At 62.7% G+C, this 12,802-nt stretch carries 11 protein-coding genes; 3 read left to right on the top strand and 8 right to left on the bottom strand.

The window, feature by feature from the left end; all coding sequences use genetic code 11:
* Positions 1-26 precede the first annotated feature (26 nt).
* From AC1RTP_RS10805 to AC1RTP_RS10795, 3 genes are read left to right on the top strand one after another with little or no spacing between them, the layout of a single operon-like run.
* Positions 27-881, top strand: coding sequence for an AAA family ATPase (locus tag AC1RTP_RS10805; RefSeq protein WP_498607375.1), 855 nt, complete (start codon positions 27-29; stop codon positions 879-881).
* Positions 881-1,477: a GNAT family N-acetyltransferase gene (locus AC1RTP_RS10800; RefSeq protein ID WP_498607373.1), complete on the top strand. Its 597-nt coding sequence runs from the start codon at positions 881-883 to the stop codon at positions 1,475-1,477. The genes AC1RTP_RS10805 and AC1RTP_RS10800 overlap by 1 nt, the downstream gene beginning before the upstream one ends.
* Positions 1,471-2,640 carry a vWA domain-containing protein gene (locus AC1RTP_RS10795; protein ID WP_498607372.1) on the top strand — a complete coding sequence of 390 codons (1,170 nt, stop codon included), beginning with the start codon at positions 1,471-1,473 and terminating at the stop codon, positions 2,638-2,640. Before AC1RTP_RS10800 ends, AC1RTP_RS10795 begins: the two co-directional genes overlap by 7 nt.
* A gap of 84 nt (positions 2,641-2,724) precedes the next feature.
* Here AC1RTP_RS10795 and kdpE read toward each other — a convergent pair whose 3' ends face one another.
* From kdpE to AC1RTP_RS10755, 8 genes are all read right to left on the bottom strand, one after another.
* A complete protein-coding gene (kdpE, locus tag AC1RTP_RS10790; RefSeq protein ID WP_498607370.1) occupies positions 2,725-3,432 on the bottom strand; it encodes a two-component system response regulator KdpE in 708 nt (235 codons plus the stop codon).
* Entirely contained in the window at positions 3,432-6,143 is a 2,712-nt protein-coding gene (gene kdpD / locus AC1RTP_RS10785) for a two-component system sensor histidine kinase KdpD (RefSeq protein WP_498607368.1), read from the bottom strand. The genes kdpE and kdpD overlap by 1 nt, the downstream gene beginning before the upstream one ends.
* A gap of 1 nt (position 6,144) precedes the next feature.
* Complete coding sequence (kdpC, locus tag AC1RTP_RS10780) at positions 6,145-6,729, bottom strand: potassium-transporting ATPase subunit KdpC (RefSeq protein ID WP_498607366.1); 585 nt, start codon at positions 6,727-6,729, stop codon at positions 6,145-6,147.
* Between the two features lie 13 nt (positions 6,730-6,742).
* A complete protein-coding gene (kdpB, locus tag AC1RTP_RS10775; protein ID WP_498607365.1) occupies positions 6,743-8,839 on the bottom strand; it encodes a potassium-transporting ATPase subunit KdpB in 2,097 nt (698 codons plus the stop codon).
* A 12-nt stretch (positions 8,840-8,851) separates the two neighbouring features.
* The gene (gene kdpA / locus AC1RTP_RS10770) at positions 8,852-10,663 is read right to left on the bottom strand and encodes a potassium-transporting ATPase subunit KdpA (RefSeq protein ID WP_498607363.1); all 1,812 of its coding nucleotides are present in this window, start codon (positions 10,661-10,663) and stop codon (positions 8,852-8,854) included.
* Between the two features lies 1 nt (position 10,664).
* The gene (locus AC1RTP_RS10765) at positions 10,665-10,754 is read right to left on the bottom strand and encodes a potassium-transporting ATPase subunit F (protein WP_498607361.1); all 90 of its coding nucleotides are present in this window, start codon (positions 10,752-10,754) and stop codon (positions 10,665-10,667) included.
* A gap of 231 nt (positions 10,755-10,985) precedes the next feature.
* Positions 10,986-11,732 (bottom strand): TorF family putative porin, encoded by a 747-nt coding sequence (locus tag AC1RTP_RS10760; RefSeq protein WP_498607359.1) that lies wholly within the window; start codon positions 11,730-11,732, stop codon positions 10,986-10,988.
* 181 nt (positions 11,733-11,913) lie between these two features.
* A complete protein-coding gene (locus AC1RTP_RS10755; protein WP_498607358.1) occupies positions 11,914-12,729 on the bottom strand; it encodes a response regulator in 816 nt (271 codons plus the stop codon).
* Positions 12,730-12,802 lie beyond the last annotated feature (73 nt).

The following is a 12,802-nucleotide window of genomic DNA, read 5'->3' as shown; positions in this document are numbered from 1 at the left end:
GTGATAACCTCACCGGAAGTATTTATATGCACGCACCGCAACGCTTTGAAGGCTCCGACAACTACGTCGCGACCAATGACCTGAAACTGGCCGTCAACGCCGCCCTGACCCTGCAACGCCCGCTGCTGATCAAGGGCGAACCGGGCACCGGCAAGACCATGCTGGCCGAAGAAGTGGCCGCCGCCCTCGATATGCCGCTGATGCAGTGGCACATCAAATCCACCACCAAGGCCCAGCAAGGCCTGTACGAATACGACGCCGTCTCCCGCCTGCGCGATTCCCAGCTGGGCGACGAGCGCGTGCGCGACATCCACAACTACATCGTCAAAGGCGTGCTGTGGCAAGCCTTCACCGCGCCGGAACCGGTCGTGCTGCTGATCGACGAAATCGACAAAGCCGACATCGAATTCCCGAACGATCTGCTGCGCGAACTGGACCGCATGGAGTTCTACGTCTACGAGACGCGCGAAATGGTGACGGCCAAGCACCGCCCGCTGGTCATCATCACCTCCAATAACGAGAAAGAGCTGCCGGACGCCTTCCTGCGCCGCTGCTTCTTCCACTACATCAAATTCCCGGACAAGGACACGATGGAAGCCATCGTCAAAGTCCACTACCCGCACCTGAAACAGGAATTGCTGGCCACCGCCCTGCAAACCTTCTACGAAGTGCGCGACGTGCCGGGCCTGAAGAAGAAGCCGTCCACCAGCGAATTCCTCGACTGGCTGAAGCTCCTGATGGCCGAAGACATCCCGCCGGAAGTCCTGCGCAGCAAGGACCAGAAAGCCGCTGTCCCGCCGCTGCATGGCGCCCTGCTGAAAAACGAACAGGACGTTCACCTGTTCGAACGCCTGGTATTCATGCAGAGGACCAACCGTTGATGGAAGCTCCAACCCCGGTCACGCTGGAAGCCAACGGCCTGCGTCTTGAGCCGCTCGGCCCGCAGCACGCCGACGGCTTGCGCCAGGCCGCGCAAGACGGCGAGCTGTGGAACCTGCGTATCACCTCCGTGCCCGAGCCGCACAAAGTGGAAGCCTACATCGCCACGGCGCTGGAAATGCGCCCTTCCCGCCTCGCCTTCGCCGTGATCGAAGCGGCGAGCGGCACGGTGCTGGGCACCACCAGCTACCACGACATCGTCCCCGCCATCGACCGCGTAGAAATCGGCTACACCTGGTACCGACGCAGCGCGCAGCGCACCCACGTCAACACCACGTGCAAGCTGCTCTTGCTGACGCACGCCTTCGAAACCCTGGGCTGCGCCTTGGTCGGCTTCCGCACCGACAACTACAACCACGCCTCGCAAGCCGCCATCGAACGCCTGGGCGCAAAAAAGGATGGCGTGCTGCGCCACCACGCCGTGCGCCGCGACGGCACCGTGCGCGACACGGTCATGTACAGCATCGTGCGCGGTGAATGGCCGGAAGTGAAGGCCCAACTGAAATACCTGCTGGCGCGTAGGGGAACGGCATGCTGATCGACTTCTTCTTCACGCTGAAAGATGCCAAGATCCCGGTCACGATCAAGGAATTCCTCACCCTGCTGGAAGCCATGCAAAAGCAGGTGCTGGAACCATCGCTGGACGACTTCTACTACATGAGCCGACTGTGCCTGGTGAAGGACGAGGCCAACTACGACAAGTTCGACCGCGCCTTCGGCCAGTACTTCAAAGGCATCAACGCCGTCTTCGACACCACGAAAGAAATCCCGCTCGACTGGCTGCTGCAGCGCATGAAGCGCGAACTGACACCCGAGCAGATCGCCGCGCTGGAAAAATTCGGCTACGGCAAGCTGATGGACCGCCTGAACGAGCTGCTGAAAGAGCAGAAAGAACGCCACGAAGGCGGCAACAAATGGATAGGCAGCGGCGGCACTTCACCGTTCGGCAACGGCGGCACCAATCCGGAAGGCATCCGCATCGGCGGCAAGGGCGGCAACCGCACGGCAGTGAAAGTGTGGGAGCAGCGCACCTACAAGGACTACGACGGCGAGCGCGAACTCGGCACCCGCAACATCAAGGTCGCGTTACGCCGCCTGCGCAAGTTCGCACGCCAAGGCGCAGCGGAAGAACTAGCCTTGGACCAGACCATCCGCGCCACCGCCAACAACGCCGGCTACCTCGACATCAAGATGCAGCCCGAGCGCAAGAACAACGTCAAGGTTTTGATGCTGATGGACGTGGGCGGCACGATGGATGACCATATTGAACGCGCGGAAGAACTGTTCTCGGCCGCCAAGACCGAGTTCAAGAACATGGAGTTCTACTACTTCCACAACTGCGTGTACGACTACCTGTGGCGCAGCAACCGCCGCCGCAATGCCGAACGCTTCGCCACCTGGGACGTGCTGCGCAAATACCCGCCCGACACGAAACTGATCTTCGTCGGCGACGCCACCATGAGTCCTTACGAAGTGCTGCAGCCCGGCGGCTCGGTCGAATACAACAACGAAGAAGCCGGCGCCGAATGGCTAGGCCGCTTCACCAGCCACTTCCCCAAGTTCATCTGGCTCAACCCCGAGCCCGAAGGCCTGTGGCAATATCGCCAATCGATCTCCGTGATCCGCCAGATCATGCAGAACCGCATGTTCCCCATCACCATCGAAGGCCTCGAGCGCGCAATGCGCTCCCTTTCCAAATAAAAATGTCCACCGTGGGGTCAGGAACCGAAGTGGACATTTTCCTTTGGAAATGTCCACTTTCGTTCCTGACCCCAAGGTGGACATTTAGCCGACTTGGAGGCGGTAGCCGACGGCGGTTTCGGTCAGCAGGTATTGCGGCTGGGCGGGGTCGTCTTCCAGCTTGTGGCGCAGGTGGCCCATGTAGATGCGCAGGTAGTGGCTGTTGTCCGATTGCGCTGGCCCCCAAACCGCGCGCAGCAGCTGCGGCGCTGTCATCACGCGGCCGGCGTTGGCGACCAGCACGGACAGCAGGCGGTATTCGGTGGGCGTCAGGTGCACGTGTTCGCCGCGCTTGGTGACGCGGCGGTTTTGTATGTCGACCAGCACTTCGCCGAACTTGACCTGGCCAGCCTTGTCGGCTTGCGGCTGCCGCTGGCGGCGCAGGGTTGCGCGCACGCGGGCCAGCAGTTCGCCAGTTCCGAAGGGCTTGCTCAGGTAGTCGTCTGCGCCAGCGTCGAGGGCCTTGATCTTGTCCGCTTCGTTGACACGCGCGGACAATACGATCACCGGCACATTCGACCACTCGCGCAGGTCGGCGATGAAGTCGATGCCGTCGCCATCGGGCAGGCCCAGGTCGAGGATCACCAAGTCCGGGCGGCGCGTGCCGGCGTCGATCAGGCCTCGCTGCATGGTGGCCGATTCGTGGACGTGCCAGCCCTCCTGTTCCAGCGCCGCGCGGACAAAGCGGCGAATCTGCGGCTCGTCTTCCACCAGCAAGGCTGTAGGGGCTATCTCGTTTTCTTGCGTGCTCATTATTCCTCGATTTCCGGCAACTGCGGCGGCGTGCCGACCGGCAGCGTGAAGACGAAGGCGGCGCCGCCAATCGGCGATTTGTCCGTCGCAATGGTGCCGCCATGCGCTTCAACAATGGCGCGGCAGATCGCCAGTCCCAGGCCAACGCCCGGTTTGGAAGATTCCTTTTCGCCGCGGGTGAATTTTTCAAACACCGCTTCTTCGCGGCCGCGCGGCACGCCGGGGCCGTTATCGTACACCATCACCCGAACATATTCGCCGCGCTGTACGGCGTAGATGACGACCGACGCTCCGGCCGGTGTGTATTTGGCCGCATTCTCCAGCAGGTTGCACAGCACACGCTCGATCAGCACGGCGTCAAAGCGCAGCAGCGGCAGGCCAAGCGAAAGCTGGGTGCTCACTTTATGGCCGGCCAGTTGAAGGCGGCTGGCTCGCAGAGAACTGCCGACCACTTCTTCCAGCGGCTGCCATTGAAGGTTGAATTTCAGTTCACCGCTTTCGATACGGGCCATGTCAAGCAAGTTGGAGACCAGGGCGCTCATGCGCAGCGCTTCGGCGTGCAGGAAATTGGCGAGTTCCAGCTGCTGCTCCGACAAGGCCGGGCGCGATCCGGCCAGCGATTCGGACAGTCCGACCAGCGACGTAAGCGGCGTGCGCAAGTCGTGCGACAGGGCCGCCAGCAGGGAGTTGCGCAGCCTCTCGGATTCCATATTCACCAGCGCATCCTGCGCAACTTCGACGTAGTGCACGCGTTCCAGCGCAATGGCGGCCAGCGCGGCGAAGGTGTCCAGGTGCTGCCGCTGTTCGGGGATCAGGATCCAGCGCCGCTGCGCCGGCTCGATCGCCAGCACGCCGCGCGTGCGCATTGGCGCGACCAGGGGCATGTAGAACAGCGGGCTTGCCGGCAGCGTGCCAGTGCCAAGGCCGGCACTTTCTGCATGGTCGAATGCCCATTGCGCGACGCCCCGGTCCAATGCCCGTGGCGCTGCGGCACCGGGCGGCAGCTGTAAGCGGCCCTCGGCATCCGGCACCAGCAGGGTCGCCTTGGCGTTGAACGTGGACTGCACGAAGCGCGCCGTGGTTTCGAACACCTGCTCCGTCTGCAGCACGCCGGACATCTCACGCGCAAATTCATACAGGGCTCGGGCGCGCGCTTCGCGGTAGGAGGCCACTCGCGCCTGGAAGCGCAGTCCAGCCGTCAGGTAGCCAGTGATCAGGCCGACCGCCAGCATCACGCCGAAAGTGACCATGTATTGCAGGTCCGAGATGGCAAAGCTGAAGCGCGGCGGAACGAAGAAGAAGTCCAGGCTCGCCACGCAGAGGCAAGTCGCCAGTACGGACGGGCCACGTCCGTAGCGCACCGCGACCAGCAGCACGACCAGGAGGAAAAGCATGGCGATATTGGCCAGGTCGAAGAATGGCAGCAGCAGCGTTGCGACCAAGGCCATCCCCACGCTGGAAGCGGCCGCCACGCCGTAGCCAACGGCGCGCCGCTTGAAGCGCAGCGCGTCCTCCACTGCGTCTTCAGCGGCGGTGGAGGCGGAGGCCGCCGTTGCGGTCGGCGCTTCGCGTTCGCTACCCGAGACCTCGATCAGGTCAATGTCAGGCGCGTAGGCTGCCAGGCTGCGGATATGGGAACGGCGCCACGGACTGCTGCGGTGCGCCCGCCCCATCGCGATCTTGGACAGGTTATGGCTGCGCGCGTATTCCGCCGCTGCGGAGGCGACATTGCTGCCGGAAAGGACCGCCGTCGTGGCGCCCAGGTCCTGCGCCAGCTTCAGTATCTTCAACACCCGCTCGCGCTGCGCAGCGGGAAGGCGCTGCAAGGCCGGCGTCTCGACGTAAATTGCATGCCATTCAGTGCCCAACTGCCCCGCCAAGCGCGCAGCGCTGCGCACCACTTGCTCGCAGCCGGGACGCGGCCCGACCAGTGCCAGCACCGAGGCGCCGGTCTTCCAGATGGTGTCGATCGATTGCTCGACACGGTAGGCGCGTACATCGTCCTCGATGCGGTCGGCGGTGCGGCGCAAGGCCAGTTCGCGCAGGGCGATCAGGTTCCCTTTGCGGAAGAAGTTCTGCGCGGCGCGTTCGGCTTGCTGTTCCTGATAGACCTTGCCGCCTTTCAGGCGCGCCAGCAGTTCATCGGCAGGGATGTCGACCAGCACCACTTCGTCGGCGGCGTCGAAGACGGTGTCCGGCACGGTTTCGTTGACCTGGATGCCAGTTATACCGCCCACTACGTCGTTCAGGCTTTCCAGGTGCTGTACGTTGACGGTGCTGAGAACGTCGATCCCCGCTTCCAGTAGCTCCTCCACGTCCTGCCAGCGCTTGGGATGGCGCGAACCGGGCGCATTGGAATGCGCCAGTTCATCGATCAGAATCAACGGGGGGCGGCGTTCGAGCGCCGCGTCGATATCGAATTCGCGCAGGACTTTGTCGCGGTAATCAATTTGCTTAAGGGGCAGCACGTCGAGCCCTTCGAGCAGCGCCGCAGTCTCGCTGCGGCCATGGGTTTCGATGACGCCGACCAGCACTTGCTGCCCTGCCGCCTGCAGCTTGCGCGCGGCCGACAGCATGGCGTAGGTCTTCCCTACTCCCGCCGAGGCCCCGAAGTAGATGCGCAGCTTGCCGCGCGCGGCCTTGCGATCCTGCTCCTGCAGATGCGCCAGCAGCGCGTCGGGGTCCGGCCGGTCTTCGTCGAGTGGAATCATGTCAGCGAGTATGCGGTGTTTTCCCGTCCAACGCCAGATTGAGCGCCAGCACGTTCACCCGCGGCTCGCCAAAGATGCCGAAGTACTGCTTGCCCGAGTGCTCGTCGACCAGCTTTTGCATCTGTTCCGGCGCCATGTGGCGCTGGACTGCCACGCGGTTGAGCTGGTACTTCACTGCCGCGAGGCTGACTTCCGGATCCAGGCCGCTGCCCGAGGCCGTGACCAGGTCGACCGGGATTGGCGCCGTGTTGGCGGGATCGGCAGCCTTCAGCGCAGCCACGCGGCCTTTGACAGCATCGGTGAATGCGGGATTCAATGGGCCCAGATTGGAGGCCGAGGAACCGTTGGCGTTAAACGGCATCGGGCCGGTGGCCGACGGGCGGCCCCAGAAATACTTGGGCGATGTGAATTGCTGGCCGATCAGCGTAGAACCGATCGCCTTGCCATCCACCTCAATAATGGAGCCGGCCGCCTGGTGCGGAAATAATGCCTGGCCGACGCCGGTCACTGCCAGCGGATAGAGCACTCCTGTGGCCAGGGTAAGTACCCCAAACAGCACCAGGGCGGGGCGGAAAGTAGTAATCATCGTATTCTCCAGCTTAAACGAGGTTGAACGCTGCCAGCAGCAGGTCGATCAGCTTGATGCCGATGAACGGCAGGACCAGGCCACCGACGCCGTAGACCAGCAGGTTACGCCGCAGCAGCGCAGTGGCGCCGATGGCGCGGTAACGCACGCCTTTCAGGGCCAGCGGAATCAGGAACACGATGATCAACGCGTTGAAAATCACGGCGGACATGATGGCCGAATTCGGGCTGGCCAGGTGCATGATGTCCAGCGCTTTGAGCTGCGGATAGGTGCCGACAAAGGCGGCCGGAATGATCGCGAAGTACTTGGCAATGTCGTTCGAAATCGAAAACGTCGTCAGCGAGCCGCGCGTCATCAGCATCTGCTTGCCGATTTCCACAATCTCCAACAGCTTGGTCGGATTCGAGTCCAGGTCGACCATATTGCCGGCTTCTTTTGCAGCTTGCGTGCCGGAGCTCATGGCCACCGCCACGTCGGCCTGGGCCAGCGCCGGCGCGTCGTTCGTGCCGTCGCCGGTCATGGCGACGAGGCGGCCGTCGGACTGGTAATCGCGGATCAGTTTCAGCTTGTCTTCCGGCGTTGCTTCGGCCAAGAAGTCGTCCACGCCTGCTTCGGCTGCGATGGCGGCAGCTGTCACCTTATTGTCGCCTGTGATCATCACGGTCTTGATACCCATGCGGCGCAGTTCGGCGAAACGCTCCTTGATGCCGCCCTTGACGATGTCCTTCAGCTCCACCACGCCCATCACGCGCCCGGAATCGGCCACCACCAACGGCGTGCTGCCGCGACGCGACACATCGTCGACGGCGCGCAGCACTTCGGCAGGAAAGTCCTTGCCCTGCGATTCCACGTGCTTGCGCACTGCTTCGGCGGCACCCTTGCGCACTTCACGGCCGTCCATGTCGACGCCGCTCATGCGAGTCTGCGCGGTGAACGGGATGAAGGTAGCGTGGACCGGCGACAACTCGCGTTCGCGGATATTGAACTTCTGCTTGGCCAATACTACGATGCTGCGGCCTTCCGGCGTTTCGTCGGCCAGCGATGCCAGTTGCGCAACATCGGCCAGTTCGCGCTCGTTCACGCCCGGAGCGGGAAAGAAGCCGGAAGCCTGGCGGTTGCCAAGGGTGATCGTGCCGGTTTTATCCAGCAACAGCACGTCGACGTCGCCGGCGGCTTCCACGGCGCGGCCGGAAGTAGCGATCACATTGGCCTGCATCATGCGGCTCATGCCGGCCACGCCAATGGCCGACAGCAGGCCGCCGATGGTGGTCGGGATCAGGCACACCAGCAGCGCGATCAGCACGGTGATCGTGATCGGGGTCCCGGCTTTGGCCACTTCCACCGAGAACATGGACATCGGCAGCAGGGTCGCGGTCACCACCAGGAACACGATGGTCAGCGCCACCAGCAGGATGGTCAGTGCGATTTCGTTGGGAGTTTTTTTGCGCTTGGCGCCTTCCACCATGGCGATCATGCGGTCGAGGAAGGTCTCGCCTGGATTTGAGGTGACTTGCACTACCAGCCAGTCGGACAGCACGCGGGTGCCGCCGGTGACGGAAGAAAAGTCACCGCCCGATTCGCGGATCACCGGGGCCGATTCGCCGGTAATGGCACTTTCATCCACCGATGCCACGCCTTCGATCACAGTGCCGTCGATCGGGATCACGTCGCCCGCTTCCACCAGCACGTAATGTCCCTTGCGCAGGTCGGTGGCCGGGCATGGCAGCCATTGCACGCCATGCTTCGGAGCGGCCAGCTTCTTAGAGGTGACGCTTTGCTTCAGGCTGCGCAGCGACGCTGCTTGCGCCTTGCTGCGGCCCTCGGCCAGCGCTTCGGCAAAGTTGGCGAACAACACCGTGAACCACAGCCAGATCGCAGTGGCCAGGATAAAGCCGGAGCTGGCTTCGCCCTTGCCAAAGATCGACTGCACGTACAGCAGCGAGGTGATGATGCTGCCGACATACACGACGAACATCACCGGGCTGCGCAACTGCACCGCCGGATTAAGCTTGTAGAAGGACTCGATCATGGCTGGCAGCACGAGCTTTGATTCAAACAGCTTGAGGCGCTGGCCTGGTTGGGCGACTGGAATCGCCTGGGATTGCGACATGGTGTGCACTCCTTATTTATACAGTTGCAGGTGCTCAATGACCGGGCCAAGCGCCAGGGCAGGAACATAATTCAGGACGCCAACCAGCAGGACCACGGCAATCAGCAGGCACACGAACATCAGGCCATGGGTCGGCATGGTGCCGGAGGTCGCTTGCAGGCGCTGCTTGCCGGCCAGCGAACCGGCAATGGCCAGAACCGGAACGATCATGGCGAAGCGGCCAAACCACATGGCGATGGCCAGCATGGTGTTGTAAAACGGCGTGTTGGCGGAAATGCCGGCAAAGGCGCTGCCGTTGTTGTTGGCGGCCGAACTGAAGGCGTACAGGATCTCGGTGAAGCCGTGCGCGCCGGGATTGGCCACGCCGGCCTTGCCCACCTCCAGCATGACGGCGACGGCAGTCCCCACCAGCACCAGGGTCGGCGTGACCAGGATGGCGATGGACGTCATCTTCATCTCGTACGACTGGATCTTCTTACCCAGGTATTCCGGGGTGCGCCCGATCATCAGGCCGGCAATGAACACCGCCATGATGGCGAAGATCAGCATGCCGTACAGGCCGGAGCCAACGCCGCCGAAGATCACTTCGCCCAGTTGCATCAGCAGGGTCGGTCCCATGCCGCCCAACGGCGTGAAGGAATCGTGGAAGCTGTTTACCGCACCGCACGACGCAGCGGTGGTGACCGCGGCGAACAGGCCGGATGCGGCAATACCGAAGCGGGCTTCCTTGCCTTCCATATTGCCGCCCGGCTGCAGTGCGGTGGCCGACTGGTCAACACCCATCGCTTGCAGGGCAGGATGGCTGGACTGCTCGGCTGCCATGATGCCGCCTGCTGCCACCACGAACATGATGCTCATCGCAGCCAGCACCGCCCAGCCCTGGCGGCGGTCTCCCACAAGTTGGCCAAAGGCGAAGCACAGTCCGGCCGGGATCAGGAAGATCGACAGCATCTGCACGAAGTTGGAGAGCGGCGTCGGATTTTCGTAAGGGTGGGCCGAGTTGGCGTTGAAGAAGCCGCCGCCGTTGGTGCCCAACATCTTGATCGCTTCCTGCGAAGCGACCGGGCCCATGGCGATCAGTTGGGTACTGGCAGTCTTGCCTTCCATGACTGGCTGGCCTGCGGCATCCTTCAGCGGCTGGCCGTCGGCACCGGTTTTGGCTTCCGAATAGGCGACGGTTTCGACCAGGCTCACTTCCTTGTAGGCGGAGAAGTTCTGGATCGCGCCCTGCCCCACCAGGAAGACGGCGTAGACGAAGGACAGCGGCAGCAGCACGTACAGCGTGACGCGGTTCAGGTCGACCCAGAAGTTGCCGATCGAATTGGCCGAGCGCTGCGCAAAGCCGCGGATCAGGGCGAAGGCGACGGCGATGCCGGTGGCGGCCGAGAAGAAGTTCTGCGGCGCCAGCGCCAACATCTGGCTCAGGTAGCTCATGGTCTGCTCGCCCACATAACCTTGCCAGTTCGTGTTGGAAACGAAGCTGACGGCAGTGTTGAACGAAGAATCCGGGCTGATATTGGCCAGGCCCTGTGGGTTCAAGGGCAGCCATTGCTGCAGGCGCTGCACGCCGTATACGAACAGCACGCCCAGGCCGTTGAAGGCCAGCAGCGCAGTGGCATAAGCTTTCCAGCCCATGCCCTGCTTTTCTAGGTCGAGGGGCACGCCGGCCGCGCGGTAGAGCAGTTTTTCCAGGGCGCCCAGCCAGCCCAGGCCCGGCATCTGGCGGCCGTCCGCCACGCGGGCGAGCCATCCGCCCAGCGGCCAGGCGGCGGCAATCAGCACCACCATGAAAACGGCCAGTAACAGGAAGGATTGGGTGCTCATATTACAGATCCTCCGCCTTGAGCAGGGCTATCAGAAGGTAGGCCAGCAGGCCGGCCGTGGCGACCGAGCCGACGACGTAAAAGATGTTCATTGCTTACCTCCCAGCTTGTCGCAGCCCGCCGCCATGGCCGCAATCAATGCGATGAAGGCGACGATTGCGCCTAAAAATACGAAGTCCATTTCTTTCCCCGAAAAAGTCTTGTTTACTTGTGAACCAGCTTATCGAGCCGCGCCTAAAATCGGTGTAAAGACTCGGCGGGCTGCTGTAAACAAGACGTAAAAATGGCGCCCGCAGACGCCGTGGACGCAGGCCCTATCCCGCTCAGAAGGTTTTGCTGAGGGTCAGTTGCAAGGCGTTCTTGCCCAGGAACTTGCCATTGGCGGGCGAAGCGTAGGCAGTCTTGCTGGCATTGGTGCCGACGGCGGCCAGTTGTACGCTGGCGAAGCCCAGGTCCTTGGTCACGCCGGCTTTCCAGTCGGTGTAGCTGGCACCGCTGTTGTGGTGCACGCGCTGGTGGCCGGCGTGCAGGTTGATGGTGTAGCCGTTGCCGGCGTCGATATTGGCGCCCAGGTCAAGGTAGCCGGAGTTCTTGCTGTCGATATAGCCGAACAGGTTGGTCAGCGAATGCGAATACTTCAGGGTCGCTGGGCCATAGCCGACCTGGCCGTAAATTTCGGTGGTGTCGGCGTTGGCGAAGCCTGGCACGTGTTTCAGGCCATTATCGGCATAGACGTAGCTCAGCACACCGACATCGTAGCTGACATCGGACGTGATCTGGCCACGCTTGCCGCCGTAAATATCCAGTTCCACGCTGCCTCCGCCCCCGGCGTCCTTGGCCCACTTGATAGTAGAGGCCCATGCGCCGATATAGAAGCCGGTCGGATTGGTGACATAGTCGATGCCACCCTGCAGGGCAGGCTTCAAACGGGTCTGGGAAATGCCACGGTATCGATAGTCCGATGTAACGGCAGCATTAAAGCTGATTTCATTATCCGGCTTGGCCTCTTCAGCGCGGACCGATACGGTGAACGCCGTCAGCACGGCGGAGGCAAGAATAAGTTTTTTCATGGTGACGAATTCCTTCGATGAAGTCGAAGCAGAACTCTATCGATTCGCCCGTAAAAACAGCCTTAAAACCCAGTCCCCGCCAGTAAAGGAAGCGTAAAAATGTCCACCGTGGGGTCAGGAACAAAAGTGGACATTTCTGAGGGAAATGTCCACTATTGTTCCTGACCCCACGGTGGACATTTCAGAGGCGCATGAATTTGCGGAGGACGGCTTGGACCTGGTGCTGGGCCAGCGGCTTGTCCAGCATGCCGGCGGCGCCGGCGGCGTGGGCGCGGGTGGTGTCGTAGTCGTGCGCCGATTGCACGAGGAAGATCACCTCGGGCTGCGAGGCTTCGCTGCGCAGGTGGGCGCACAGCAGGTAGTGGTCGATGATGGGGGCGGCGAAGTCCAGCAGCACGACGGCGACCGCCTGCTGGCGGCAAAGCGCCAGCGCAGCCACACCGTCCACTGCCCACAACACCGGGGTGCTGAATTGTTTGAGCGAGATCCCCAGGTATTCGCTAAAGGTGGCGTTGGCGTCCACGCACAGCACGGCGCCTTCGCGGCGCGGCTTGCGCATCTTTTCATAGACGCCAGGTTCAGTCAGGTCCAGATCGAGCCGTTCGCGGCGGCGGCGCTCGGGCACCATCGACTGCCCGGAAGCCGACAGCCCGGCCAGCACTTCGGCGCGGCGCTCCACCAGGCGGGCCAGTTCGGCGTACATCGTGGCCCATTGCACCGGCAGCGGCAGGTTTGGGTAGGTCAGCGCAACGCCGGTCGCGCCCAGCACCAGGGCCGGGCGAATGTCGCCTGCAGCCAACGATGCGATGGCTGCCAGTGCTTTCAGTTCGGTGCCGTTGGCGAGGTAGATGTCGGGGTCCTGCAGGCTGTCTTCGGACAGGCACATATAGAAGGGTCCGTCGGCCGGCGCCCTGGCCAAACCCTGCGCAAGCGCCCGCCCGGCCTCCGGTGGGAAGCCAACCAGCCTGACTGCGAACGGGCGCCGATCTGTGGTCATAATCCCATTTTACTGCCGCGATTCCCTTGCGCCACCCGCCGTTGCGGATAGAATGCGCAAGCATGCGTTCGGT

This window comes from Pseudoduganella sp. GW821-FHT11H04 (genome assembly GCF_058807935.1).
This window is presented reverse-complemented; position numbering and strand designations above follow the sequence as displayed.